Source organism: Marinobacter maroccanus, from assembly GCF_002933275.1.
In the GTDB taxonomy this organism is placed as follows: domain Bacteria; phylum Pseudomonadota; class Gammaproteobacteria; order Pseudomonadales; family Oleiphilaceae; genus Marinobacter; species Marinobacter maroccanus.
The window spans coordinates 176249-201901 of sequence record NZ_PSSX01000006.1; the positions used below are offsets into that span (position 1 = coordinate 176249).

General features: G+C 59.0%; 20 protein-coding genes. 7 read left to right on the top strand and 13 right to left on the bottom strand.

What is annotated here, in order from left to right:
• Positions 1-8 precede the first annotated feature (8 nt).
• Positions 9-1532, top strand: a complete 1524-nt coding sequence (locus KEHDKFFH_RS09525; protein ID WP_104321702.1) for a DUF5666 domain-containing protein — start codon at positions 9-11, stop codon at positions 1530-1532.
• Positions 1533-1659: 127 nt separating this feature from the next.
• Positions 1660-3600, top strand: a complete 1941-nt coding sequence (locus tag KEHDKFFH_RS09530; RefSeq protein ID WP_104321703.1) for a methyl-accepting chemotaxis protein — start codon at positions 1660-1662, stop codon at positions 3598-3600.
• Here the strand turns inward: KEHDKFFH_RS09530 and KEHDKFFH_RS09535 are convergent.
• The gene (locus KEHDKFFH_RS09535; RefSeq protein WP_104321704.1) at positions 3597-4571 is read right to left on the bottom strand and encodes an NAD(P)H-dependent flavin oxidoreductase; all 975 of its coding nucleotides are present in this window, start codon (positions 4569-4571) and stop codon (positions 3597-3599) included. The two genes, KEHDKFFH_RS09530 and KEHDKFFH_RS09535, sit on opposite strands and share 4 nt — an antisense overlap.
• Before the next feature lie 126 nt (positions 4572-4697).
• Between KEHDKFFH_RS09535 and KEHDKFFH_RS09540 the strand changes: the two genes are divergently transcribed.
• From KEHDKFFH_RS09540 to KEHDKFFH_RS09550, 3 genes are all read left to right on the top strand, one after another.
• A complete protein-coding gene (locus KEHDKFFH_RS09540) occupies positions 4698-5429 on the top strand; it encodes a DsbA family protein (protein WP_104321705.1) in 732 nt (243 codons plus the stop codon).
• A gap of 135 nt (positions 5430-5564) precedes the next feature.
• Complete coding sequence (gene trhO, locus KEHDKFFH_RS09545) at positions 5565-6572, top strand: oxygen-dependent tRNA uridine(34) hydroxylase TrhO (protein WP_104321706.1); 1008 nt, start codon at positions 5565-5567, stop codon at positions 6570-6572.
• 37 nt (positions 6573-6609) lie between these two features.
• The gene (locus KEHDKFFH_RS09550; RefSeq protein ID WP_104321707.1) at positions 6610-7341 is read left to right on the top strand and encodes a DUF481 domain-containing protein; all 732 of its coding nucleotides are present in this window, start codon (positions 6610-6612) and stop codon (positions 7339-7341) included.
• A 65-nt stretch (positions 7342-7406) separates the two neighbouring features.
• On the opposite strand, the gene KEHDKFFH_RS09555 is transcribed toward KEHDKFFH_RS09550, so the two are convergent.
• The 5 genes from KEHDKFFH_RS09555 to KEHDKFFH_RS09575 all read right to left on the bottom strand — a co-directional run bounded on the left by KEHDKFFH_RS09555 (position 7407) and on the right by KEHDKFFH_RS09575 (position 13826).
• The gene (locus KEHDKFFH_RS09555) at positions 7407-8354 is read right to left on the bottom strand and encodes a YbgA family protein (protein ID WP_104321708.1); all 948 of its coding nucleotides are present in this window, start codon (positions 8352-8354) and stop codon (positions 7407-7409) included.
• 103 nt (positions 8355-8457) lie between these two features.
• Positions 8458-10701, bottom strand: coding sequence for a glycosyltransferase (locus KEHDKFFH_RS09560; RefSeq protein WP_104321709.1), 2244 nt, complete (start codon positions 10699-10701; stop codon positions 8458-8460).
• Entirely contained in the window at positions 10698-11756 is a 1059-nt protein-coding gene (locus tag KEHDKFFH_RS09565; protein WP_104321710.1) for a lysylphosphatidylglycerol synthase transmembrane domain-containing protein, read from the bottom strand. Before KEHDKFFH_RS09565 ends, KEHDKFFH_RS09560 begins: the two co-directional genes overlap by 4 nt.
• A gap of 65 nt (positions 11757-11821) precedes the next feature.
• A complete protein-coding gene (locus KEHDKFFH_RS09570; protein WP_104321711.1) occupies positions 11822-12844 on the bottom strand; it encodes a DUF6160 family protein in 1023 nt (340 codons plus the stop codon).
• 322 nt (positions 12845-13166) lie between these two features.
• Positions 13167-13826 carry a GntR family transcriptional regulator gene (locus tag KEHDKFFH_RS09575; protein ID WP_104321712.1) on the bottom strand — a complete coding sequence of 220 codons (660 nt, stop codon included), beginning with the start codon at positions 13824-13826 and terminating at the stop codon, positions 13167-13169.
• Between the two features lie 251 nt (positions 13827-14077).
• Here KEHDKFFH_RS09575 and KEHDKFFH_RS09580 point away from each other — a divergent pair, with 251 nt between their 5' ends.
• Together KEHDKFFH_RS09580 and gloA are read left to right on the top strand one after the other, a co-directional pair.
• Positions 14078-15217: an alkane 1-monooxygenase gene (locus KEHDKFFH_RS09580; RefSeq protein WP_104321713.1), complete on the top strand. Its 1140-nt coding sequence runs from the start codon at positions 14078-14080 to the stop codon at positions 15215-15217.
• 372 nt (positions 15218-15589) lie between these two features.
• The gene (gloA, locus tag KEHDKFFH_RS09585; RefSeq protein ID WP_104321714.1) at positions 15590-16138 is read left to right on the top strand and encodes a lactoylglutathione lyase; all 549 of its coding nucleotides are present in this window, start codon (positions 15590-15592) and stop codon (positions 16136-16138) included.
• 6 nt (positions 16139-16144) lie between these two features.
• On the opposite strand, the gene KEHDKFFH_RS09590 is transcribed toward gloA, so the two are convergent.
• The 7 genes from KEHDKFFH_RS09590 to uca form a co-directional block, all read right to left on the bottom strand.
• The gene (locus KEHDKFFH_RS09590) at positions 16145-17098 is read right to left on the bottom strand and encodes a DMT family transporter (protein WP_104321715.1); all 954 of its coding nucleotides are present in this window, start codon (positions 17096-17098) and stop codon (positions 16145-16147) included.
• Entirely contained in the window at positions 17095-17748 is a 654-nt protein-coding gene (locus KEHDKFFH_RS09595) for a LutC/YkgG family protein (protein WP_104321716.1), read from the bottom strand. The genes KEHDKFFH_RS09590 and KEHDKFFH_RS09595 overlap by 4 nt, the downstream gene beginning before the upstream one ends.
• On the bottom strand, positions 17745-19184 hold the full coding sequence (locus KEHDKFFH_RS09600) for a LutB/LldF family L-lactate oxidation iron-sulfur protein (protein WP_104321717.1): 1440 nt from the start codon (positions 19182-19184) through the stop codon (positions 17745-17747). Before KEHDKFFH_RS09600 ends, KEHDKFFH_RS09595 begins: the two co-directional genes overlap by 4 nt.
• Positions 19181-19960, bottom strand: a complete 780-nt coding sequence (locus tag KEHDKFFH_RS09605; RefSeq protein ID WP_104321718.1) for a (Fe-S)-binding protein — start codon at positions 19958-19960, stop codon at positions 19181-19183. The genes KEHDKFFH_RS09600 and KEHDKFFH_RS09605 overlap by 4 nt, the downstream gene beginning before the upstream one ends.
• Before the next feature lie 153 nt (positions 19961-20113).
• A complete protein-coding gene (locus tag KEHDKFFH_RS09610) occupies positions 20114-20383 on the bottom strand; it encodes a ComEA family DNA-binding protein (RefSeq protein ID WP_064227691.1) in 270 nt (89 codons plus the stop codon).
• 440 nt (positions 20384-20823) lie between these two features.
• Positions 20824-21540 carry a GntR family transcriptional regulator gene (locus KEHDKFFH_RS09615; protein WP_104321719.1) on the bottom strand — a complete coding sequence of 239 codons (717 nt, stop codon included), beginning with the start codon at positions 21538-21540 and terminating at the stop codon, positions 20824-20826.
• A 443-nt stretch (positions 21541-21983) separates the two neighbouring features.
• Positions 21984-25616 carry an urea carboxylase gene (uca, locus tag KEHDKFFH_RS09625; protein WP_104321721.1) on the bottom strand — a complete coding sequence of 1211 codons (3633 nt, stop codon included), beginning with the start codon at positions 25614-25616 and terminating at the stop codon, positions 21984-21986.
• Positions 25617-25653 lie beyond the last annotated feature (37 nt).

Genomic DNA, 25653 nt, shown 5'->3' on the forward strand with positions numbered 1-25653 from the left:
GGAACGAAATGAAACGGCACATCCGCAATCGTGTTATCGGGCTGGCCGCCGGCACAGTGGCCTTCGGGGCGATTTCCGCCTGTGGTGGAGGAGGCGCTGGCGGAGGCCTGGATATTGCCGATGGCGGTATACGGGGCACCGGGTCCAGCGTTGGGCCGGTTTCCGGGTTTGGGAGTGTGTTTGTTAATGGTGTGGAGTTCAGCACCGATGACATTCCGAATCGGGAAGTTGAAAGCAACGATGGCATCACCGCTGAGGGCCTGCTGAGCGAAGGGATGATTCTCAGGGTTGAAGGCGAGTGGCGAGATGATGGCACAGGGACGGCTGAGAAACTCAGTTACGACGATACGCTGCGTGGTCCGGTAGGCCAGGTGACTGCTGATCCGAGTGGCGCCGGTGAATTCGTTACCCTTTCAGTCATGGGGCAGTCAGTGCGGATCGATCGCCAGACGGTGGTGCGCGGTACAACCTACGCCACTCTGCTTGGCGGATCTCAAATTACCGATCATGTCCGAGTCAGCGCCTGGCGTCAGGCCGATGGCTCTTATCGGGCTGGCTACATCCAGATAATCAATCCGGATCTGACCGATATTGAATTGGAGGGCAGCATATCGGCGGTGGATACGGCGATCAATGAGTTCACGATTGGCACGATCACTGTTCAATACGATGAGAACAATGTCAGCTTTGGCTCCGGACTCACAGAGGCAGACCTGGAAACCGCCACCGCGCTGGAGGTTGAGGGGGAACTCAACGGGACCACGCTGGTAGCGGCTACGATCGACCGGGATGACGCCCGACGCTTTAGTCGCAGCAGTGCCGACGATATCGAGTTCACCGCGACAATCGATTCGTCCTACACCTCTTCGGGCGCTGTTGGCACAAGACCGGGTGAGTTTACGATGGGAAGTCTGACAGTTCGGGTGACAGATGAGACCGAACTTGATGACGGCATCACTCTCGACGAGCTCACTGAGGGGCTTCTGATTCAGGTGGAAGGGAAGTTCCTCTCCGATACGGTTGTTGAGGCAGATGAAATCGAACTCCGGGACGGCAATGCGAAAGTTAAAGGTGTGATTTCTTCCTCTGCGGACAACGCCTTCTTCGTCGGCGGTGTTGAAGTTCGGATTTCCTCGACGACAACCTTCACCGTTGAAGACGGCTCTGGTATCTCATTCCAGACCCTTCCCATTGGTACTACCACAGTGGAAGTCGAAGGTGTTGAGAAGGGGCAGGGGGCAGACATCTTCATCGAAGCCTTAAAGGTAGAGGTGGATGACGAATTCGCTGATTTCGATGATCGAGATCAGTATGAGCTGGAAGGGAAGCTTACGAACATTACCTCTAGCTCCATCACGATTCTCGGCGTATCGATAGATGCCGGTCCAACAGCCTATGAGGATAGTTCTCAGAATGAAATTATCGAACGTTTCGATGATGGCGAGCTTCTGATTCTCGAAGTTGAATACTCAGGAACGGGGAACGACTTCACCGCAGACGAAATCGAACTCGAAGAAGACGATGACGATTAACTACAAAACCCGTACATAAATGCGGCCCACGCCGGCCCGGGTTTTGCTATACATACGGACACGCTTCGCAGGGACGCTGTTACCGACTGTGCAGGATGCATGAAGCACACATGCTCGCGGAGTCCGTATGTCACTCAGTTTTATCCGGCGGCTGATCTCAAGCCGCCTTCTCCGACCGGTATTCATCGTTCTGGTGGTCGCCGGTCTGGTTCAGGTTGTGGTCAGCCAGTGGCTGATTTCCAGTCAGGTGGAGCGCCTGGTCAACACGGCGGGGTCTGCCCTTGAGGCCAGCAGCCAACAGGTCAGCGCCTCATTCGGGGATACCCGTGAGGATGTCCGAACCCGCCTGGAGACCATGCGGCAGAAGACCACCGAGGAACTCTCCGCCGAACTCACCCGCCAGCAAACCGCACAACAGGAGCGCGTTGCCGGCAACGTTCGAACCGCTGTCATGGCTGAGGCCCAGGGCCTGGCCGATGTGCTGGCTGCCGTCGCCGCTCCGCTGATCTGGGATCGGGATGTACCCCGCCTGACCGATCTGGTGGAACTGGCCGACGCCCGGGAATCTGTGCTGTTCGCGGTTTACTACGACCAGTACGGTGATCGACTTACCCGCTATGTGGATCGCACCGATGACCGGGTGCGCACCTTAATGGAGCAGGGCGAAGGCCGTGGTGCGGCAAATAAGGTCCTGGATGCGGCAAGTCGTGACCCCAATGTCGTGATCATCACTGCTGATATTGCACCCCAGGGTTCCGCCATAGGCCAGCTGAAACTTGGATTGTCCCTGGAAGGCATCAATCGGGACCTGTCCGCTCTGGAAGAGGAATTCAGTGCCACCATCACCGGCAGCATTGATGCCCTTCGCGACACCCTGGAGGCGGAAACCGATCAGGTGAACCAGCGCCTTCAGCAGCAGCTGGCCGGCATGGATTCCGACACTCGCTCCAGAATCCAGAGCACGGTGGAGGCGCTGAATGCCGAGGCTTCAAGCCTCTCCGCCAACCTCAGTATGCTGGCGATTGGCTCCGTGGTGGTTCTGATTCTATTGGTGGCATTGGTGCTGGGCGGAGGCCTTCTTCCACGAGTGTTCCGTTTGAGCTCGGCGATCTGGGGCATCGCCGATGGCGAGGCCGATCTCACCCGCCGGGTATCCATGAAAGGCAAGGATGAACTCACCGAGATGGCCCAGGGCGTGAACCGCTTTATTGCCCGAATCCAGGAGCTGGTCTCGGAAGTCAAAGAGTCGGCCGAATCGGCCGCCGGCCAGGCCCAGGCTCAGGGCGACATAAGCCGCAGTGCCGTGGCCGCGGTGAATCGCCAGGAGCAGGACGTGGCCGAGGTATCCGGCACCATGGAAGCCATGTCCCGCAGTATTTCCGAGGTGGCGGAAAACATTCAGGACATCGCCGGCTCCGTCAGCAATGTCAGTTCGGAGAGCGAGGCTACAGCGGGCATCTCCCGGGAAGTGCGAAGCCGACTGGATCAGGTGGTTCGTAACGTTGAACAGGCAGTAGAGGCCGTTAATCAGCTGGACCACCAGAGCAAGGAAATCGGATCTGTGCTGTCGGTGATTGGTGCCATTGCAGAGCAGACCAACCTGCTGGCACTGAACGCCGCCATTGAGGCTGCCCGCGCCGGGGAATCCGGACGGGGCTTCGCCGTGGTGGCCGATGAGGTCCGCACTCTGGCAAGCCGAACCCAGGAATCCACCACCGAAATCCAGTCCATCATCGAACGCCTGCAGAAGGGCAGTCGACAGGCGGTCAGCGCTATCGGTGAGGTTTCCGGCCAGGTTGCGGAATCCTCCTCGGAGTTCCGCCGGGCCGATGAACACTTCGATCGGATCAACCAGTTGCTCAGCAGCCTTCAGGATCGTGCCCTGGCGATTTCGTCCGTGGCAGAAGAGCAGGGCCGGCATGCCAGTGAGGTCAGCGTGAGCGTGAGTGATATCGCCGGTTCTTCCCGCCAGACGGTTGAAGCCATTGAGAGCTCCGATGAGGCCAGCGGCCAGATTGCCCGGACACTGACCTCGTTGAAGGATAAAGCCTCACAGTTCCAGGTTTAGGAACCTGAAGATAGCAGGCGCTCCCGGGCGTTTCTGTATTCGTCGGTCAGTCGGTTCACCAGATCCGGGACGGTCAGCACGTCGTGGATCTGGCTGACCCCCTGGCCTGCGGACCACACGGTTTTCCAGGCCTTGGCTTCATCGTCAATGGGCTTCAGTTTTTCCCCGTAGTTGATCTCGCCGGCCTGGTTTAATTTGTCCATCGGGAAGCCGGCCGCTTCCAGGCTCTGGCGCATGAAGCTGGCGGGTACACCAGATACCGCCGGTGTATGAATAATGTCGCCAGACACTGCCTCGATGATCATGTTCCGGTAGGCTTCGTCCGCCTGGGACTCGAACGTGTTGATAAAACGTGTGCCCAGGTAGGCCAGGTCCGCGCCCAGGGCCTGGGCCGCGAGCAGGTCCTCGCCATGGGACAGCCCGCCGGCGAGCAGAATGGTGCCATCAAAGACTTCCCGGATTTCATGCACCAGAACGAACGGGTTGATGGTGCCAGCATGGCCACCGGCACCCGCCGCCACGGCGATGATGCCGTCAACCCCCGCCTCCGCTGCCTTGCGGGCATGCTTTTGGTTGGTCACGTCATGGAACACCACACCGCCGTAGCTGTGCACCGCCTCCACTACCTGGCTGGCGGCGCCCAGGGAGGTAATGATGATGGGGACCTGGTGCTTTACGCACAGCTCCAGATCCGCCTGCCAGCGCGGATTGGTCCGGTGCACGATCAGGTTAACGGCGTAGGGCGCCGTTGTGACATCCGGATTCGTACTTCGAAAGGCTGCCAACTCTTCATTCATCTGGATCAGCCAGTCTTCAAAGCCTTCGCTGGACCGCTGGTTCAAAGCCGGGAAACTGCCAACGATGCCCTGCTTGCAGCAGGCAAGCGCCAGTTCCGGGCCAGAGATCAGGAACATGGGTGCGGCCACCAGAGGCAGTGAGAGGGAGTCTTTCAGGGAAGCGGGCAACGGCATGAGGATTCCTTAATTTTTGTTGGAACTTTTGTAGGATATAAAGGATCTTAGCGTGCCACGCCCGATCTGAAAACGGTCGCGACCTAATTAATTCCGGAAACCAGAAACACAATAAGGAGTCCCTCCATGGGTGAAGCAAAACGTCGCAAGGAAACCGGCGCACCACCTCCCAGAAAAGCAAAGTCCAACAAGCCGCTGTATGCAGGCATTGGTCTGCTGGTTCTGGCCGCCGTGCTTCTCGGTGTCTTTTTCCTGACCGCAGCACCCGAACCGAGCTCTGACGAACTGCCCGTCGCCGCGCCCAATGCCGACGAGTTCCCTGCCCAACTGGACCAGTACGGTGTCTCTGTAGGCCCAGAGAATGCCCCGGTAGTGGTGCGTGAATTTGCCGATTACCAGTGTCCTGCCTGCGGCAGCTTTTCCTCCGCCAGCAAGCAACTGAAGCAGGAATACGTGGACGCAGGCAAAGTTCGCTTCGTCTACTTTGATCTGCCACTGCAGCAGCATCAGAACGCGATGCCAGCCGCCCAGGCAGCCCGCTGCGCCGGGGATCAGGACGCCTACTGGCCCATGCACGATCGCCTGTACGATTCCCAGGCCGAGTGGAGCGGCTCGAACGATCCGGTTGCCACCTTCACCCGTTACGCCGGTGATCTGGGCCTGGAGGAGCGTCGCTTTCGCCGTTGTATGACCACCGAACTGCACCGGGAAGCCGTCGAGCAGAGCCGCCAGGTGGCCATGCAGCTTAGGGTAACCAGCACGCCCACCGTTCTGGTAGATAACATTCGCCTGACCCGGCCGGGCTGGGGTCAACTTTCGGCCGTGGTTGAGCGTGAGCTGGCCAGTGAGGCGGACTGATGCTGCGTAACCCCGCACTTGATCCTGAGCCTGAGTTGGTTAAAATTTGCGCCCTCTCAGGCTCAGGCCTCTGAGACGTTCCAACAGTCCCGAAACCATGCTCCGGATTTACGGTCCGGCCCGCAGGAGAAAATGATGAGCAACAACGTTGTTGTCTGCGCACTGTACAAGTTTGCAGTCCTGAATGATTACAAATCCCTCCGCCAGCCGCTGCTGGACCTGATGCTCGAGAAAGACGTGCACGGCACTTTGCTGCTGGCGCGCGAGGGCATCAACGGCACCATTGCCGGCAGCCGGGAAGGCATTGATGCCGTGAAAGCCTGGATCGCCAGCGACGAGCGGTTCGACGGCATTGATTACAAAGAGTCCTTTGTCGACATCCAGCCGTTTAAACGCACCAAAGTGAAGCTCAAGAAAGAGATCGTCACCATGGGTGTGGACGGTATCGATCCGAAGCGCATTGTTGGCACGTATGTGGATCCTAAAGAGTGGAACGATCTGATTTCCGATCCGGATGTGGTGCTGGTGGACACCCGTAACCAGTACGAAGTTGAAATCGGCACCTTCAAGAATGCCGTCAATCCGGCCACTGATACCTTCCGGGAGTTCCCGGAATACGTGAAACAGAACCTGGATCCCTCGAAGCACAAGAAGGTGGCGATGTTCTGTACCGGCGGCATCCGTTGCGAGAAATCCACCGCGTATCTGAAGGAACAGGGTTTCGAGGAGGTCTATCACCTCAAGGGCGGCATCCTGAAATACCTGGAAGAGGTGCCGGAAGAACAGAGCCTGTGGCACGGAGAGTGCTTTGTGTTTGATGACCGGGTAACGGTCAACCATCGGCTGGAGCGCGGCGATTACGACCAGTGCCATGCCTGCCGCCGACCGATTACCGAGGAAGACAAACAGCGCCCCGAGTATGAACAGGGCGTGAGCTGCCATCAATGTATTGATTCGCTGACCGAAGAGCAGAAAGCCCGGTTTGCCGAGCGTGAACGTCAGATGCGCCTGGCGGAGGAGCGGGGCGAAGCTCACGTGGGCGGAGAAGCCGCGCGCATCATTGCCGAGCGCAAGGCCCGGAAAAAGGCTGAAAGAGAACGTCAGGCCCGGAAAAGCCTGGAAGGTGAACTCGGTGTCAGATGAAAAGTTCATCTGACCCCCTTTTCAGAAAGGAGGCTTCATGGATTTACGACAGGCTGTAGCCATTGCCGCAGTTGCTATCGCGCCCTTTGCAGGTGCGCAGGAAGCAGACAACTGGAAGGGCGAAACCGAACTGGGTGTGTTGATTACCTCTGGCAATACCGAAGAGACCAACATCAAGGGTCGCCTGGGTCTGATCCATGAAGTCGAAACCTGGCGCAACACCGGTGAATTCCGCACCAATTATTCCGAGACAGACAACCAGACCACGGCCGAGAAATATCAGGCCGCGCTGGAGACGGATTACAAGTTCGCCGAGAATCAGTACTGGTTTCTCCGTGGCTCCTACGAGGACGACCGCTTCTCCGGCTACGATTTCGAATCTTCAGTGACTACTGGTTATGGAAACCGGGTCTGGAATTCAGGAGATCGCTCCTTCCTCGATCTCTCAGTCGGTGGCGGTTACCGCTACAACAAACTGGACATGGTGAATGCCCAGGGCGAGGATGCCGAAGAAGAGGCCATCGCCCGTCTGGCAGGCCAGTTTGATTACGCACTGTCGGAAAACTCTCTGTTCCGCCAGAAGCTGAGCACGGAAATCGGCCTGGATGAGAACAACACGGTGACCGAATCGGAAACGTCCCTGCAGGCGAACGTGGTGGGAAATCTCTCCATGAAGGCGGCGTTCCGGATCAAGCATCTGTCGGATCCGCCCGCAGGCTCTGAAGATACCGACACGGAAACCTCGCTCTCGCTTATCTACGGTTTCTGATCGAATTCTCGAACCTGGGGTGAAATGAAAAAGGGGTCAGATGACATTTTCATCTGACCCCGATTTTAGACGTTGTTCCTGAGGCCGAGCTCATCCGGGTAAGGCGTGAGATACTGCTGGGCATGCAGGTAGTCCACCGGTTCCCTGCGCTGAGCCATGCGCAGCAGGGTCATCGGCACTACCAAAGGCACCTCTCCCCGGCGGTAAGCTTCCATCTGTTCCATCAGTACCTTGCGATCTTCATCACCCATGGAATCCCTGAGATAGCCCATCAGGTGCTGCATGGCGTTCATGTGAGAACCCCGGCTCACCTTCTTGCTCATGGCCTCCATGAACAGGTGAATGTAGCGCTCGGCAATGTCTTCAAGTGGTTCGGATTTCAGATCGCCAAGCATGGGGCCGAGCTGGCGGTAAATCTTTTCCGAGTGAGCGAGAAGCTGGAACTTGTGCCGGGTGTGGAACTCGATCAGCGCCTTGGCTGAGCGCTGGTCGCCGGCGACATTCTGCATCCAGTCGTCGTAGGCGAAAACCCGTTCAATGAAGTTTTCCCGGATCATGTCATCATTGAGGCGCCCTTCCTCCTCCACCGGCATCATCGGGTAGGCTTTCAGCAGTGCCTCGGCAAACATGCCCCGGCCATCCCGGCGGATCACGTTGCCATCCTCGTTGTGTACCTTGATCCGCTCCATGCCACAGCTGGGGGACTTTGCCATCAGGATGTAGCCGCGCAGGTTCGCCAGGGTAGGCATGATCTGGTCGATAAAACCCTGCATGGCGTCGGTATGGTCCGCCGCCCCTTTGGTTTCAATCAGGCGCAGGCCATCACTGTACTCGCGCAGGTGGATGGCGGGCCGGGGCACGCCAAGACCGGCTTCCAGCTCCGGGCAGATGGAGCGGAAGTCAAAGTGCTTTGAAAGCACCTGGGTGCAGTAGCGGGAATGTTTATGGCCGCCATCATGGCGAACTTCCTTGCCTAGCAGGCAGGTGCTGATTCCGACGGGGATGCCGCTCACGTTAGTCTCCGATAATTCAGTCGGTCCGATGCCTAAAACTGTCTTTGTGATACGTGAATTCAGTCTAGCCCGATCAGGCCGCCGCGAAAAACCGTAACCCTACCTATTCGGGTTGGCTTGCCGAGCCTTTCCGTTTCTTGGCAAACATGGCCAGGGTAGTGGCGTAAATGGTGCGAACATCACTGGCAAACTGCTCCACGGAATAGTCCCTGGCAAACTCCAGGGCCTGTGAGGAAAGTTTGTCACGCAGTTCGTCGTCTTCCAGCAGCTTTTTGACCTGCGCCCGCCACTGGTCCTGTTTCTCCGGCGTCTTGAAGCCGTTGAACCCGTGCCGGACCACGTCTTCAATACCACTGGAGCGAACCGCTACCACCGGTAAGCCGGCCGCCATGGCCTCCAGGATTACCATGCCCTGGGTTTCAGAGATCGAGGCAAACAGGAAGGCATCACCCAGACGGTACCAGATGGCCATTTCGTCCGGCGGAACGGCGCCGACCAGGGTGAAGTGTTGTTGAAGCCCAAGGTCTTCGATCTTCTTCTGCAGCCGGTCTTTCTGGTGGCCATCGCCGATCATCAGGAACCGGAACGGCACGTCGGTTTCCCGTCTCAAGGCATCAATGGCCTCAATCATGAAGTCGATATTTTTCTCGTTGGAGATTCGGGAAACGCTGACGAATACTTTCTCATTCTTCAACTGCAGCTTCTCCCGCAGTTCCTCGACGTCCTTCTCCTGAACCTCCTGGAATTTGTGGTATTCGATGCCCGTGGGCTGTACGAAAGTCGGTGTTTTTACCCCGATCATGCGCAGGTATTCCTCGGTGGAGTAGGTCGGCACAATCACCCCGTCGCACTTGTTGGCAAAGCGCTTGATCAGGGCGTGGGAGATCAGGTTCCGGAACAGCATGCCCGGCAGTGGCACAAAGTGGGCGTAGTGCTCCAGACGGGTATGGTAGGTATATATGGCCGGTATCCGGAGCGTGCGCGCCACAAACAGTCCCAGCGACCCCAGCCAGAACGGATGATGCAGGTGGATGATATCCGGCTTGAACGCCCGGACCCGCTTGCGGATCCGGCCCAGAAAAATATTGGCCAGCCGGAATTCCCGCTTCTCTCCCATGGCCAGAAGTGAGGGGACCCTCAGCACGTGGGACTCGGTCTCAGACTGGCCCTTGTAACGGGGTGCCACCACAAGCAGTTTGTCGCCCAGCGCCTCCAGACCCAGCCGCAGGCGTTCAATCGAAATCGGCACACCCCCGATAAAGGGCAGGTAGTTATTGGTAAACATGGCTACCCGCATCGGTTTTTCGAGCCAGGGGGCCGGGTCCAGATCGTAGTCCGGGTAATAGTCCTTGCCGATGAAAATGGCGCCGTACAGCTTGATGGCAATGGCCGCAAACACGGCGACGATCAGAATAAAGTTGAGGTAACCGGTGTAGAACAGGGAGTAGATAAAGAACCACAGGCTTTCCAGACGCTTCAGAACCGGGTGCTGGCCCACCTCCAGGCGCTGAAGGCTATGTGTTACCTCGCCATCCGCGTCCACATTCACCCGCACGTAGTGATAGAAACTGGTGTCGTTGTTCATGACCAGGCCACCGCCGCCGCCCGTGGTAACAAACGTGGTGTCTCCTGCCGTCTTTTCCGAATAGAGCGAAAGGTTGGCGGAAAACACCCGGTCAACGTCATGCTCTTCGATGGCCTGGAGCAATGCGTCCCGGAACTCGGGCGGCGCCAGGTAATCTTCCCTCTGGTCGAACGGTGCATTCTCGTCCGGGCGCAGGGGAGGGTGGCCAATGAACAGGATCCTCGCCTTCGAAGTGTCCTGGGCCAGCAGATCCTTCAGCCAGCGGATCTGCCAGCGCCAGGGGGTTTTCCCGGTGCTGTCCAGGAAAATCAGCCGGCTGCTTCCAGCCTCAATGCTGAAGAAGTGAGGGCCGAAATGATCGTAGAAGCGGAAACTGCCAAAGTCCTCATACTCGTGGGCGCCGAAGGTCAGCAGGTAGGGAATCTCCAGATGGCTCAGGGTGCCGTACAGGGCCCGGAACTTGTCTTCGCCGCCGCCACTGACCGCGTTACCGGCCGAAACCAGAAAATCGAGGCCGGAACGGTTCAGTTCCGGAATAATACGGTCTTCGAAAATCCCCACCGAGTTGTTGATGTTGCCCACCACCGCAAAGCTGAACGGCTCTCCGGGTTCAAGCTTCTGATGGATCTGCTCTACCTGTTCGGTATGAACGCCCTCGAAATCCTCCGTGAACAGGTTCAGATAGGTCTTGTAGCCGACCAGCAGCACTACCACCAGCAGGCACAGATAGAACAGAAGCTTGAGTGGGTTGCGGAAAATCATCCTGCCCTCCTGCGATTGGCAACAAGTTCCCTCTGCAGCACCACCAGTCCGATGACCATGCCCAGGTAAATGGTCAACAGGCGCCAGCAGACAATAACCAGTATCAGGTGGTTACCGGAGAGGATATCCCGGAAAAAACTCCCGAAAATACCCTCGGAAATCCCAGAAGCGCCTGGCGTGGGCGAAAAATACATAACGAAGGTGGTGACAACCAGCAGCCCCACCGACACCACATAGTCAACACTGTAGTCCAGGCTGTGCATCAGCAGCGCGGGGAAGCTGAACAGGCTGAGCAGAAAGACCGCAGTGAACAGAATAGATAGCCACACGAACACGGGGGCACCACGCAGGTAATCGCCAAAACTTCGGGAAAGCCGCAGCATCTCCCGGCGCGCCTTGAACTGCCAGCGCCGATGGCGGTGCTCACTGATCAGGTGAAGCCGGCGAGCGGTCCTGAGCAATCGGGTCAATGGGCCGATCAGCCAGCGGGTCCGGAACAGCAACACCAGGAAAAAGCCGAGGTACAGAACAATGAGAACTGCCAGTGCGGTGCCGATGTCGCCGACAATGGAATTGCCGTCCAGAGGCTTGAGTGTAAGCAGGAACACCGGCGTGAGCGAGAAAATGAACAGCACCGCCAGTACCGTTCGAATCGTTGTTGCTGCCGTGGCCCTGCCAACCGGAACGCCATGCTGGCTCAGGAACCAGATCTGAGCGAAACCGCCCCCGGTGGCCATGGGCGTGACGTTGGAGAAAAACAGATTGATAAAGACCAGCCGGAACATCGCCGGCAATGGCAGCCGGTGCCCGAGCGCCCGCAGGGTAAAATACAGCCGAAGACCATCCGAGATGAAATAAACCAGCAACAGGCCGGCCACCGATAACAGGGTTCCCGGGGCGATCAGCCTGGCATCGAAAGTAAGGGTGCGCTCGGCAAACAGATCGTAAACGGCATACAGCCCGGCAGCGGTAAGCGCCACAAACAACAGACTGAACATCGCCAGCCTTTTTCCCGAGGCGCGCTTCGAATAGTTGATGTCCGTAGAGTGAGTCATGGGCTGCCCGTCAGAGTGAGACGGGCAGTTTACAGCGTAGGGTGTGGTGGGTGTCCAGTGTCCGGCTAGTGGCCATACACCATCATGGTGGTGTTGGTAATGGCAAAGTCCGTGAACTGAACGCTACCAATGCTGGTGCCGCCCATCTTGAAGACCGGCATATCAATATCCGCCCGGAACTCAACCTCATGCACCGAAAGCCCTTCGTTGCCTGAGGCAGAACTGGTGCCCCGTGACAGTTTTGCAGTGGCACTTGCCATACCGAAATGCCCCAGCGTGTCATCGCCCCGCCGGTTATGAATCTGCAGGCCCTCAATACCGACTGCGGCAAAGTTGAACAGCAGAATCACATCCGCTGCATCCCAGTTGAGGCTACCGTTGGTAATCTCGAAATGGGTATCCAGCTGCAGTTCAGAGCCAGACACCTCGTTGCCGTTGGCCAGAGTGCTAGTATCACTGCCCCCGTTACGGATCACCAGATCCGTCGGCCCGATGTGCCCTTGCAGCAGGATATTCGAGAACAGCGTCGCCGAGCCCTCGCTGCCCGAAGTGGTCACACTGTCCACCGCCAGCTCAAAATCCACCGCCTGCAGATAATCATCCAGGCTGCTCGGATCGCCATAATCCGTCGCACCCAGATGCATCACCAGATCACCGCTATTGAACTGCTTGCCAAAAGAGCCCGCGACGGAATACTTCGCCAGAGCATCGGCCACATCCGGGTCATTCTGGTCCAACAACCCCGCCTGTGCCCGCCGGGCAATCTCCGAAAACCCGTGCTCCAGCACCTCCCCATCGCCGGCAATATCGATCGTCAGCTTCATGTTATCCAGCACCGTATCGTTCTGCCCGGACAACCTCAGCCCATTCACATTCAACGAACCCTCATCAATCCAACTGAACCGATCAATGCTGAGTTTGGTCTCCAGCTCAATCGTTACCCCCGCCTGCCCGGTTACACCCGATAGCGCCCCATCATCCAACGGCCTGAACTCCGCCAACGCCGGTATTGGCAGCGAGAGGGCGAGCACCCAAAGCGAGAGCGTGGAAGATGTGGTGTTTCGACGACAGGCAAGTGACTGAGTCATGGTGGCCCCAAAAGTCTGGTTTATTGTTTTCAGCAGAGAGCGTTAAACACTCCCCGGGCCGCAGGGGGACAGCACAACCAATGCAGCAAAAACTTTGATTTGTTACAGACTGTTACGATAGGCGGGAGAGGGAGAAAGATCTGTGAGGCCTGTCACAGGGAAGCCACTGAAGAGGATGGGGCAAAGCGGGCGGGAGGTCCTCCCAAAACTGTGCGGAGCCATGGATGGCGGAGCCAAGCGTACAAGGATGTATTCACAGCGTGTTTTGGGAGGACCTCCCGCCCGATTTGCATGCACCAAAAGTTGAAAGGCGAAACTTGGACTAGGAAGCCAAAGCTTGCTGAATGAGAGATTTCTGGTGCTCCGCAAACTCCCGAATCAACGCCTGCGCCTTATCCGAATCCCGCGCCAGAACCGCCTGCGGCAGATTGGCAAAAAACTCACTGGTCTGCGCCAGGCCCCGCCGATACCGATCAGCGCTCAGGTAATAAGCCCGACTGACCGCCGGCTTGAAATTCGACAAAGCCTCCGTGAGATAAGGATTCCCCACCACCTCACAGCAGGCATCCATCACATTGAAACTCGCCTCAACCACCCCCGAAATGTCGCTGGACGAATCCTTTATCCGTTCAACAACATTACTGACCGCCCCCAGCATCCGCTGCTTATCGCTCTCCTGCCAGCGCTCACAGAGCCGCACCGCCATCATCATCAGCAAATGCATATACACATCGTAAAGTTCGGAAGCATGGGCCGCGTCCAGCCGGGTGGCTGAAGCACCCTTGCGGGGCGTGATCTCCACCAGATGCCAGCGCTCCAGGGTATACAGCGCTTCCTTGACCGAGGCACGGCTCACCTTCAGCTCGCCAGCCAGGGTGGCCTCCTGAATCCGCTCACCGGGGCGAATCTGCCCGGTCATGATCCGCTCTGCCAGGTAATTGGCAATCTGCTCGGCCAGAGTGTTGGGCACCTGAAAATCCATAAAGGCTCTCTGAACAGGTCGTAAAAACCGGTCGGCTGCTGCGGTGATCCGGCCGGCATGGGAGTGTGTGCGCATGAGTTTATCACAGCCTCTGAGTCTGACAGTCACAACGCCTTGATCCGCCGAGGGTTCCTGACAATTGTCAAAAAACTCCCCTCACGAAGTTGACGACTGATGCATTGTAGGACAATAATGCAGAAAATAACAGGTGATCAGAGTTTCACCAACACGCATTCGATGGAGAAAGCCCAATGAGCACAACGCAGTTATCGGTAGATCGCGAAGCCACCCGCCGGCGGATCTTGCTGACCCTGAAGAAGTACAGCTACCTGATAGCCATGGTCCCCCTGGCGTTACCGCCCCTGCTGCTGGCCGCAGGCCTCGCAACCGATCTGGTAAACCTATTCTCCTGGGGCGTACCGGTCTTTGTGTTCGGGATCATCCCGGTGCTGGACATGCTGCTGGGCAAGGATTCCCTGAACCCGGACGAAGAAACCGACGTGCCACGAATGGTCGGCGAGCGGTTTTATAAAGCCATCACGCTTGGCTGGGTCGCCGGCTTCGCGGCCTTGCTGGTCTGGAGCATGCTGGAGCTGGCTTCCGGCACATTCAGTCTGGTGGGAAGTATTGGCTGGATCGTCTCCATCGGCATCGTCGGCGGCCTCGGCATCAACGTCGCCCACGAACTCATCCACAAAGACGAAAAACTCGAAACCCGGGCTGGCGGCTTCCTGCTGTCACTGGTCTGCTACGCTGGCTTCAAAGTCGAACACCTGCGCGGCCACCATGTGCACGTATCCACCCCCGAAGACGCCTCATCGTCCCGTTACAACCAGTCCCTCTACAACTTCCTGCCCCAGGCCTACGCGCGCAACTTCCTCAACGCCTGGAAACTGGAAGCCGAACGCCTGCAGCGCAAAGGCCACAAAGCCCTCAACTGGCGCAACGAACTGATCTGGTGGTACAGCATCAGCGCCCTGGTACTGGCCGCCTTCACCGTTGCATTCGGCTGGCTAGGCGCCGTCTTCTTCCTGGGCCAGAGCTTCATCGCCTTCACCCTGCTGGAAATCGTCAACTACCTCGAACACTACGGCCTGCACCGGAGAAAACTCGACAACGGCCGCTACGAACGCACCGGCCCCGAACACAGCTGGAACAGCAACTACTTCCTCACCAACGTTTTCCTGTTCCACCTCCAACGCCACAGCGACCACCACGCCTGGGCCAAGAGACGCTACCAGATCCTCCGCCACCACGAAGTGGCTCCCCAGCTACCGGCCGGCTACTCCGCAATGATCGTACTGGCAATGGTCCCCCCACTCTGGCGACGGGTAATGAATTCAAGGGTGGAGGCTTATTACAAAGGCGAAGAGCACCAGTTGGCAGGATAAAAAGAAATTGCCTTCCCTCTTTTCCATGGTGCCGGCAACAAAGTGAGCCGGCAGGGGTGTGAGGGGGCTATTTCTGCAGGGAAACGACTGTCTGAGCAAAGCGAGTTCGGCTTCCCGGAAGAAATAGCCCCCTCATGGCCCTGCCAGCCCCCAAGCCCCGGTCGGCAACGGAAGGCCCCAAACCCCAGTTCGGCCTGAACCTATAGGCCACAGCAGCTTCAGAGCGTCTCTGAAGAAAAGCCGGCGAAAACCGGCCCTCAAGACCCCGCAGGTTAGTCTCTGGCCCCGGGGTCTTTTTTCATGCCCTTGAAATCCCCCTGAAACGCACACAGGTATAATGTCTGAATCCTGCGCAAAAAAGGGAAAACCAAAATGCCCAAGCATTTCGAACAGGCCCCCGGCCTACACGAAGACCCCGTTCCCGAAACCGAAGGCTACGTATTCAACCAGACCATGATGCGCATCAAAGAACCCGAGCGCTCCATGGACTTCTACACCCGAGTGATGGGCATGCGCCTGGTGCGCAAACTGGACTTCCCCGAAATGAAGTTCACCCTGTATTTCCTGGGTTACCTGGACGATCGACAGGCCGGCCTCGTGCCCCATGACGACGCCCACCGCACCACCTTTACCTTCGGCCGCGAAGCCATGCTTGAGCTGACCCATAACTGGGGCACCGAAGACGACAACGACTTTGGTTATCACAATGGCAACGACGAGCCCCAGGGCTTTGGCCACATCGGCGTAGCGGTACCAGACGTCTATGCCGCCTGTGACCGCCTGGAAAAACTCGGTGTGGAATTCGTGAAAAAGCCGGACGACGGCAAAATGAAAGGCCTGGCCTTCATCAAAGACCCGGACGGCTACTGGATCGAAATCCTGCAGCCAGACATGCTCGAGAAACAGCGTAAGGAAGACTGATCCTCCTTACTCCGCAGCGGCCTCCTGGCCGGCTGCGGGTTTACGGCCGTAGCGGGAGGCCACAATCACCGCTGCGGTCAGAATCAAGGCCCCGGCAATACCAATCGGCCCCAGAATCTCCTCCAGAAACACCCAGGCCAGCAGTGCCACAAACAGCGGTTCCAGAGTCACGATGATGCTGGAAAGCGTGGCCGGTGTCGTTTTCATGCCAGTGAAAAAGCACACATAACCGATGCAGGTGGGCACCACACCAACATAGACCACCATCAGCCAGTGTCTGAACTCCAGACTCTCCAGCCCCTCGAATCCGCCACTCAGGGCCACGACCGGCAACAGAATCAACGCCGCCGTAAAGAAACAGATAAACGCCGTGGTAAACACCGGTGTGCCAGCGGAGCTGTAGCGGCTGGTGAGCGTGAAACCGGTATACACACAGGCGGCCAGTAACGCCACCAGAATGCCGGCCAGTCGAAGGGTGCCGCTGGTGTCCATATCACTGAGAACCAGCATCCCCGTGCCCAAAATGGCAGCAATCAGGGACAGAACCGTAAGCAGGCCGGGTTTCTCGCCCAGTAAGGGCGCCGCAAGAATGGCCACCAGCACGGGAGGCAGACAGAGCGCGATCAGGGTGGCAATGCCGGCACCAGTCAGGTCCACGGCGAGTAGATAGCTGCCCTGGTAGAACGCCTGGAACAGCCCCAGCGCCGCAAGCGGAAGCAGGGCTTTGGGTGAGATGCTTCGCAGTGAACTCCCGGGCACCCTGGCGCCCGGGTTGGCACGCTCAAGTCGCGCCTGCTCCCGCCGCATTAGCAGCCAGAAAAACGGCAAAGCCACCGCCAGCCTCAGGAAGGCCAACGCAATGGCCTGAAGCTCGGTACCGGTAAACAGAAATTTCGCAACAATGCCCGTGGTCGCCCATAGCAGGGCAGCCAGGGCGATCATCAGGGCGCCTTGGATCATTCAATCATCAACACAATCAGCTCTTTGGGACCGTGAACACCGTAAGCCAGGGTTTGCTCGATGTCGGCGGTTTTGGAAGGGCCAGAGATTAGCAGGGCATTGGTCGGCATGCCAGCGGCCCAGTTCTGGGCCTGCATGGCTTCATGGAAGGTTGTGTAGAGTTCCGAGGCCTTGAGTACGGCGATGTGTACCGGCGGCACCAGGCTCATAAGCCTTGGCTCATCATCGTTCGGCCACAGGATCAGCGAACCGGTCTCGGCAATACCGCCGCGGGTAGAAGTAATGCTGGCGTCCACCTCGTTGAACAGGTGGGCCTGCCAGCTCTCGATCGGCTCGTCGTAGATCAGCAGCTCCGGCAGATCGTCACGGCCAGCATCGCGAAGGGCCCGGCCGATTTCGTGCTGCTGCGGAATCAGCAGATTCCTGGCACCGCGGGTGTTCAGCACCTCGGCCAGGCGATCCATCCACATGTCTTCGGTGCAGTGATGCACCTCGCCGTGGACTGATTCGATCATCTTCTCGAACCGCTCTATACGCTCTTTTGTCGACCAGTTATCCCGAACCAGAACCGAGAAGTCACACTCCGGCACCGTCAGTTCGCCGCCGGTACGATTGCGCAGACGCTGAAGAATCGTTTCCCGGGAACTCATTGGCCACGCTCCTTCATCCGCTGGTGCAGGGTTTTGGCGGCCAGTTTGGGGGCCGTGCGGTAATCGGTCCAGGCGCCGGCTTTCGAGGGCTGCAAGGCCCTGAATTTGCTGGCGGCACCGGTGCCGAAGCGGTAGATGCCGGGGCTGGCATGCATCCAGGCCCAGCCCTTCCAGATCATCGCTTCCATGGAACTTCGCTTGGCGCCATGGCCACGGACCTTGGCCGGGTGCAGTTTGTCACCATCCACCGATTCCTGGCGCAGCCGCACCAACAAGTCGGGTATGGGAATCTTCACCGGGCAGACCTCGCCACAGGCACCACACAGGCTGGAGGCGCTGGGCAGATGCCGGCCCTCGTCCAGGCCAATCAGGTGCGGCATCAGAATCTTGCCGATGGGGCCCGGATAGGTGGTGCCATAGGCATGGCCGCCCACCCGTGTGTACACCGGGCAGTGGTTCATACAGGCGCCGCAGCGGATGCAGCGCAGGGTGTCCAGCAGTTCGTCATCCTGGTAGATGGATGAGCGGCCGTTATCCACCAGCACCAGGTGAACCTCTTCCGGCCCGTCCAGTTCCTCGGCTTTGCGCGGACCGGAGATCATGTTGAAGTAGGTGGTAATGTGCTGGCCGGTGGCAGAGCGGGTCAGCAGCGCGAGCAGGGCAGAGACATCCTCCATGCTCGGTACCACCTTCTCGATGCCGGTAACGGCAATGTGGCACTTGGGCACCGTCGTGGTCATCCGGCCGTTACCTTCGTTTTCCACCAGACACAGCGTGCCGGTTTCCGCCACCGCAAAGTTAACCCCGGACACCCCCACATCAGCGTTCATGAACTTTTCACGCAGTTGCTGGCGGGCACTGGCGGTGAGGTATTCCACGTCGTTGGAGAGATCGGTGCCGGTTTTGTCATGCAATAACTGGGAGATCTCGCCGGTGTTCTTGTGAATCGCGGGCATGATGATGTGCGATGGCGTTTCATCCGCCAGCTGCACAATGTACTCGCCCAGGTCCGATTCCAGGGCTTCGATGCCCTGTTCCTCCAGGTAATGGTTAAGCTCCATTTCCTCGGAGACCATGGACTTGCCCTTGATCACCGTCTTGGCATCCCGGGCCTTGCAGATATCCCTTACGATCCGGCAGGCCTCGTCGCCGTCCACCGCCCAGTGCACCCTGATGCCGTTCTCGGTCAGCTTCTTTTCAAGCTGCTCCAGCAGGTCCGGTAAATTGGCGAGGGCCCGCAGGCGCACATTGGCGCCCAGATCCCGCAGGGTTTCCAGGTCCCAGCCCTCGAACGCCGTTTTGCGTTTGGACATCAGCCCGTCCATGGCGCTGCGGAAGTTCTTGCGGATCTTGGGGTTATGAATGGCCGCCTGAGCCCGCGGGTGAAACTCTTTTACATCGATATGATGGCCAGTGTGCTCGGCTGTCTCGCTCATGACTGCTGCCCCTCTTTGCCCTGGGTTCTCGCCCACAGGAAACTGAGAATGTGCTGGCCTGAAACCGGCTTCTGGTTCTTCTCGGCGTAGCCGGCAATGTTCATCAGGCAACCGCAATCGGTGGTGACAAATTCTTTGGCGCCGGTGTCCACAAGGGTGTCCACCTTCTCACTGACCATGGCTCCGGAAATCTCCGGGTGGCGAACCGCAAAGGTACCGCCAAAGCCGCAACACTCCTCCGGCCGGATCTGTTCTACCAGATTCACGTTCTTCAACTGGCCAAGGAGCTTCGGCCCCACCTCGGCCACGCCCATTTCACGGCGGGCGGAGCAGGAGGTGTGCATGGCCACCGTGGTGGGCTCGCCCAGGTCTTCCAGCTTGATATGGCAGACGTTAAGCAGAAAATCCGTCAGCTCCCAGACCCGGCCGGCCACCTCGGCGGCTTTCACTTCGTCCGGCGTGTCTTTGAACAGGTCCGGGTAGTGCTTGCGCATCATCCCGCCGCAGGAGCCAGACGGCACTACAATGGGCCAGTCGCCGGGGAAAAGATCGAGCTGGGCTTTGGCCACCGAGCGGGCCTGGTCATGGTAGCCGGAGGTGTAGGCCGGTTGGCCGCAGCAGGTCTGGTCTTGCGGAAACAGCACCTCAATGCCTTCGCGCTCCAGCAGCTCCACTCCGGCGATGCCCGCATCCGGGTAGAACATGTCCACCAGACAGGTGCCATAGAAATAGACTTTCGCAGGTTTGGACGGATAAACCTTGATCGGATCAACCATGTGCGGACGCTCAACGGTTTTTGAATTGTTATCCAGCAATAATAGGGTGGCGGGCGCGGTGTTGCCAGACGACTTTATGGGCAGCCGCAAATAGAAGGCGGGGAATGATGCAGGAACGGGAAGGGCAGCGGCAGCGAGCCACTGCCCGGGGTATTACTTCACGGTCAGGCGCGCGGCGTTCTTCTCAATGGTGCGCTCGCCGATTCCTTTCACGTTTGCCAGGTCTGCGGTTACCGCAAACGGACCGTTGGCTTCGCGATAGGCAACAATAGCTTCCGCCTTGCTCTGGCCAATGCCGTTAAGGCTGGCGAGGGTAGCCACATCGGCTGTGTTGATATTGATGGCGGCTTCCTGGGCATAAGCAAAACCGGTAACCAGGCTGAACAGCAGAACGAGTGTTGCGAAAAGCGGTGTGCGTTTCATAGATACGAGCTCCTGAAGCTGTGTTGCGTTTTTTTGGTTTTGTGCCAGGGCGCAAAGCAGCAGAAGCGAAATGTAAGAAGAGAGCAGAAATGTCTGTGGGGATGGGGAGTGCACGGACGGGACCACAATCCTTGTGATCCCCGATTCCGTGGCTGACCCCTGCCTGATCCTTCAGGCGTGCGACTCATCCTGAGCGCGTCTTCCCTGTATTCATCCCTGTAAGCCCTGATCCTTTGGGCAACTCCTGAGCCGCAGAGGACTCTTCCCTGGAGTTCTCATCCTTGAGCCAACGTTCCTTGCTGGCTTGTCATCCCTGACACTGACCATTCTACTGGGGATCGAATTCCTACCTATCGGAGAATCGCTCCGGGGTTTGTGCGATATGTCTTACAGATTTGTAAGCATTTCGGCGGCGGCGAAAATGAACGCGAGTTCAGTATTTACGCGCCTTGGGAGGCAATTTGTTGCCCGCTGCGATGGGCTTCAGCGGCCTCGCGAATCCGTTCCATGGTGATTTCGCGAACCGCCTTCTGGCTGGCCCGGATATGGCGGGTCAACCGATCCGCCGCCTCGCTGGCCATGCCGCTCCGGAGCGCTTCCAGAATTGCGGCGTGCTCCACATAGGTGGCGTCCACGCGGTCTTCCCGGGTAAAGTCCAGGCGCCGGATAATCCGGAGCCGGTCGGTGATCTCCCGGTGAATCCGTGTCATCTCCCGGTTGCCGGCGGCGGCCACCAGGTCGCAATGAAAACTCTCATCCAGCGCCCGAACCGTGCTGCCCACCGCCCGCTCGGAGGGATGGTCCGGGTTCCAGATGGCGGTCAGCATGCGGATTGCCGAGGGTTCCTCATCCAGACCACAGATCTTGTGCATCGCCGCCCGCTCCAGGGTAATCCGCAGGTCGTACAGCTCCTCCACCTGCCGGAAATCAAACGGCTTCACCTGCCAGCCACTGCGGAACAACACCTCCACGTAGCCTTCCCGTTGCAATCGGTAAAGGGCCTCCCGAACCGGCGTGCGGCTGGCTTTCAGGCGCGTGCCTACATCGCCCTCGCTGAACTTGTCACCAGGGATCAGGCGGAACTCAAAGATGTCGTCCTTCAGGGCTTCGTAAACCCTGTCTGCCATAGACTCTTTTCTTTTGGTGTTTGTTGCCATGTTCTTTCCCTTATTTGCGGGAGGCCTCTTGGTTTGGTGATTGACCGCTGGGCAGTCTGGTGGGGTGCGGGTTTCAAAAGACGCCGTGAACCCATCCCTGGGGGCTTGATCGCAGCATCCATGCTGCTCACACTTTTGAAACCCGCACCCCACCAGCCGTCCCGACTCCCTTCGCATGCCAGAAACCAATACCGGCATTTTGACAAATTTCTTTTGAAATCTCGGAAATATGCCGCCGGTCAGGCAAACAAACCACCTTTCTTTCCCTCAAACCGCCGACTCCCTTGTCCAAAAGCCGGTGGGGGCAGGTGTGTCACAGACTGTGAGCAGCATGGATGCTGCGATCAAGCCTACATGGACGTATTTACGGCGTGTCTGTGACACACCTGCCCCCATCGGCTCCACACCCAAGCAAGCGGCCAGAAGAGGCCAAGCTCCCAAACCTAAACCTTGATGCTCAACAAAGGCTCCCCGGGAGTAACAGCCTTACCGGGCTCCACATGCATGGCACTGATCTCCCCGGCCTGGGTTGCGTTTATCTCGAATTCCATTTTCATCGCCTCCACGATCACTAGCGGATCACCTTCGGCCACGGTATCACCGGGCTTCACCAGGCACTTCCAGATGTTGCCGGCGATCTCGGCACTCACCAGCTCGCCGAATTTCGCCAGGTCGGATACGTCCGCTTTCGGCGGGGCCTTGGCCAGTTTATCCAGTTCCTCGGCTTCGCTGTCTTTCCACAGGGCCACTTCTTTAGCATAGGCCGCCTGCTGCAGTTCGCGGAATTCGGCGATGGAGTCGGCGTTGGCGTCCAGGAAGGCCTGGTGGGATTTCAGGTCGAAGGTTTCTTCCTCGATTTTCACAGTCAGCTGGCCTGCCCGGAACTGGTCGCGCATTTCGTCCAGTTCGGCTTCGGTCACCGGGTAGTAGCACACCTGGTCGAAGAACCGTAGCAGCCAGGGGGCGCCTTCGGCGAACTGTGGGTTCTTCAGGTACTTGTTCCAGATCGGAAGGGTGCGGCCCACCAACTGGTAGCCGCCGGGGGAGTCCATGCCGTAGATGCACATGTACACGCCACCGATGCCCACGGTGCCCTCTGCGGTGTAGGTACGGGCCGGGTTGTATTTGGAGGTGAGCATTCGGTGCCGTGGGTCCAGGGGTACGGCGCAGGGGGCGCCGAGGTAGACGTCGCCCAGGCCTAGCACCAGATAGCGGGCCGAGAACAGGATGTCGCGGACGGCCTCGCGGCTGGGCAGGCCGTTGATGCGTTGCATGAAGTCGACGTTGTTGGGTAGCCAGGGAGCGGTGTCGCGTACGGACTGGCGGTATTTGTCCACCGCTTCCAGAGTGGCGCTGTCTTCGAAGGCCATGGGCAGGTGAATCACCCGGCTGCGGACTTTCAGTTCATCCGTGGCTGGCAGGGTAGCCTCCAAGTCCAGCAGGTACTCCATCAGCGCCGCCTGGGGCAGGATGCGGGCGTCGTATCGCAACTGCAGGGAGCGCACGCCGGGCGAGAGTTCCAGCAGGCCGTTGGGTTGCACGTCGGCGATGGCTTCCATCAGGGCGTGGATGCGGAGGCGGAAGCCCAGGTCCATCACGTTGGGGCCGTATTCCAGCAGGATATACTGGTCGCCGGCCTGGCGGTAGGTGACCTCCGGGCGGCCGTCGGTTTCTTCCAGGTGGGCCAGGATGGTTGCCGAAAGCCCGTTCTCTGGTGCCAGGTCCGGCTTCACCAGGTCCTCCATCGGCGGCGCCATCAGGCTCTTGATAGCCAGTTCCTGGCGTTCGGACAGTGCCACGGCGGTGTCGTTATCAATGGCCACGAAGCGGATGGTATCGCCGGGTTTCACCTGGCCGACTTTCCAAAGCTCCGCCTTGGCGATGGTTACCGGGCACACAAAGCCGCCCAGGCTGGGGCCGTCCTTGGTGAGGATCACGGGCATGTCGCCGGTGAAGTTGATGGAGCCGATGGCGTATTCGCAGTCGTGGATGTTTGACGGGTGCAGCCCCGCTTCGCCGCCATCGGCCCGGGTGAACTCCGGCTTGGGTCCGTTCAGGCGGATGCCCAGGCGGTTGGAGTTGTAGTGTACTTCCCAGTCCTGTTCGAAGAACTTCTCGATGGACTTTTCGGTGAAGAAATCCGGTGCACCATGGGGACCATAGAGCACACCGATTTCCCAGTGGTCCGGATAGCCCGGGATCAGGTCCGGGTCCGCCGGGGCGGGATCGTGTGTCGGTGCCGTGGTGGTGCAGGCCGGCAGGTTGATCTGGCTGATGCCGAGCATGTCGCCGGGGCGCAAAGGCCTGCCACCGTGGCCGCCGAACTGGCCGAGGGCGAAGGTGGAGCGGCTGCCCAGGTAGACCGGCACATCAAAGCCACCGCGCACGGCGAGGTAGGTGCGACAGCCCTTGATGGCCTTGCCCACCGTCAGAACCTGGCCGGCTTTCACGGTGATGGGTTTCCAGAATTCCACCGGTTTGTCATCCAGGGTGGCCTCGGTAAGCGCACCGGTCAGGGCGACGACTGAGTCCTTGTGGAACTTCAGGCTGGGGCCGATCAGGGTGGCTTCCAGGCCGGCGGCCTCGCTGTGATTGCCGACGATTCGATTGGCAATCCGGAAGGCGTAGTCGTCCATGGGGCCGCTGGGCGGCACGCCGATGTTCCAGTAGCCCACGCGGCCCGGGTAGTCCTGCACCGTGGTGTAGGTGCCGGGCTTGACCACTTCCGCCACCGAGGGTTTGAACTCGAAGCTCTCCAGTGCCCGGGTGGAGACAATGCCATCGGCAAAGCTCTGCTGGGCCACCACCTGGCGCAGGTAATCCAGGTTGGTGGCAATGCCCATCAGCCGGGTTTCTGCCAGGGCGGCTTTCAGTTTGGTCAGGGCGTCGTGCCGGTCTTTGCCGTGCACAATCAGCTTGGCAATCATCGGGTCGTAGTGGGCGGACACTTCGCTGCCGTTTTCCACCCAGGTGTCCACCCGCACATCGTCTTCCGGCCAGTGCACGTCGGTCAGTTCACCGGGGGAGGGCTGGAAATCCTTCAGGGGATCCTCGGCGTAGATGCGCACTTCCATGGACGCGCCGTTCAGTTCCGGCTCGAAACCGGCCAGGTCCGGGCTTTCGCCGGCGGCGATCTTCAGCATCCATTCGATCAGGTCCAGACCGGTGACAGACTCGGTCACCGGGTGCTCAACCTGTAAGCGGGTATTCACTTCCAGGAAGTAGAACTCGTCCCGGTCGGCGTCGTAGATGTATTCCACGGTGCCGGCGGAGCGGTAATTCACCGACTGCCCGAGGGAGACGGCGGCATCCAGCATCTTCTGGCGGGTGGCGGCCGGCAGGTTCGGCGCCGGGGTTTCCTCCACCACTTTCTGGTTCCGGCGCTGCAGGGAGCAATCCCGTTCGCCAAGGGCAACCACATTGCCTGCGCCGTCACCGAACATCTGAACTTCCACATGGCGGGCCCGGGCGATGAAGCGCTCCAGGAACACACCGCTGTCGTTAAAGAAGCTCTGGCCCTGGCGGCGCACGGTTTCAAAGGCGTCCCGCAGTTCGCTTTCGCTGTTGCAGCGGGTCAGGCCGATACCACCACCGCCGGCGGTGCTTTTCAGCATCACCGGGTAGCCCAGCCGGTCGGCGGTTTGCAGGGCTTCGTCCGGGCTTTCCAGCAGGCCGCTGCCGGGCGCCAGGGGCACACCGGCGGCTTCCGCCAGTTCCCGGGCCCGGTGCTTCAGGCCGAACTCTCGCATCTGGTCGGGCGTGGGGCCGATAAAGGCAATGCCATCGGCCTCACAGGCCTCGGCAAAGTCGGCGTTTTCGGAGAGAAAGCCATACCCCGGAATTATCGCCTCGGCGCCGGTGTGCTTGGCGGCCGACAGGATCTGGGCCTTGTCGAGGTAGGTTTCGCTGGCGCCGTTACCGGTCAGGGCGACGGATTCATCGGCCAGGGTGACATGCAGGCTATGGCGATCCTGGTGGGAATAGACAGCAACACTGCCAACGCCCATGGCCTTGAGGGTGCGAATGGTTCGGACCGCGATTTCGCCTCGGTTGGCGATCAGTACTTTCGAGAACATTGTCTGGAATCTCCTGTGAACCCGGGGTCAGAAGAAA

Excerpts from the sequence above, each read along its gene's own strand:
- KEHDKFFH_RS09580 (WP_104321713.1), top strand. The coding sequence starts at position 14,078 with ATGAGCACAACGCAGTTATCGGTAGATCGCGAAGCCACCCGCCGGCGG.
- KEHDKFFH_RS09540 (WP_104321705.1), top strand. The coding sequence starts at position 4,698 with ATGGGTGAAGCAAAACGTCGCAAGGAAACCGGCGCACCACCTCCCAGA.
- trhO (WP_104321706.1), top strand. The coding sequence starts at position 5,565 with ATGAGCAACAACGTTGTTGTCTGCGCACTGTACAAGTTTGCAGTCCTG.
- KEHDKFFH_RS09535 (WP_104321704.1), bottom strand. The coding sequence starts at position 4,571 with ATGCCGTTGCCCGCTTCCCTGAAAGACTCCCTCTCACTGCCTCTGGTG.
- KEHDKFFH_RS09550 (WP_104321707.1), top strand. The coding sequence starts at position 6,610 with ATGGATTTACGACAGGCTGTAGCCATTGCCGCAGTTGCTATCGCGCCC.
- KEHDKFFH_RS09600 (WP_104321717.1), bottom strand. The coding sequence starts at position 19,184 with ATGAGCGAGACAGCCGAGCACACTGGCCATCATATCGATGTAAAAGAG.
- gloA (WP_104321714.1), top strand. The coding sequence starts at position 15,590 with ATGCCCAAGCATTTCGAACAGGCCCCCGGCCTACACGAAGACCCCGTT.
- KEHDKFFH_RS09610 (WP_064227691.1), bottom strand. The coding sequence starts at position 20,383 with ATGAAACGCACACCGCTTTTCGCAACACTCGTTCTGCTGTTCAGCCTG.
- uca (WP_104321721.1), bottom strand. The coding sequence starts at position 25,616 with ATGTTCTCGAAAGTACTGATCGCCAACCGAGGCGAAATCGCGGTCCGA.
- KEHDKFFH_RS09595 (WP_104321716.1), bottom strand. The coding sequence starts at position 17,748 with ATGAGTTCCCGGGAAACGATTCTTCAGCGTCTGCGCAATCGTACCGGC.
- KEHDKFFH_RS09575 (WP_104321712.1), bottom strand. The coding sequence starts at position 13,826 with ATGGATTTTCAGGTGCCCAACACTCTGGCCGAGCAGATTGCCAATTAC.
- KEHDKFFH_RS09565 (WP_104321710.1), bottom strand. The coding sequence starts at position 11,756 with ATGACTCACTCTACGGACATCAACTATTCGAAGCGCGCCTCGGGAAAA.
- KEHDKFFH_RS09560 (WP_104321709.1), bottom strand. The coding sequence starts at position 10,701 with ATGATTTTCCGCAACCCACTCAAGCTTCTGTTCTATCTGTGCCTGCTG.
- KEHDKFFH_RS09525 (WP_104321702.1), top strand. The coding sequence starts at position 9 with ATGAAACGGCACATCCGCAATCGTGTTATCGGGCTGGCCGCCGGCACA.
- KEHDKFFH_RS09530 (WP_104321703.1), top strand. The coding sequence starts at position 1,660 with ATGTCACTCAGTTTTATCCGGCGGCTGATCTCAAGCCGCCTTCTCCGA.
- KEHDKFFH_RS09570 (WP_104321711.1), bottom strand. The coding sequence starts at position 12,844 with ATGACTCAGTCACTTGCCTGTCGTCGAAACACCACATCTTCCACGCTC.
- KEHDKFFH_RS09590 (WP_104321715.1), bottom strand. The coding sequence starts at position 17,098 with ATGATCCAAGGCGCCCTGATGATCGCCCTGGCTGCCCTGCTATGGGCG.
- KEHDKFFH_RS09615 (WP_104321719.1), bottom strand. The coding sequence starts at position 21,540 with ATGGCAACAAACACCAAAAGAAAAGAGTCTATGGCAGACAGGGTTTAC.
- KEHDKFFH_RS09605 (WP_104321718.1), bottom strand. The coding sequence starts at position 19,960 with ATGGTTGATCCGATCAAGGTTTATCCGTCCAAACCTGCGAAAGTCTAT.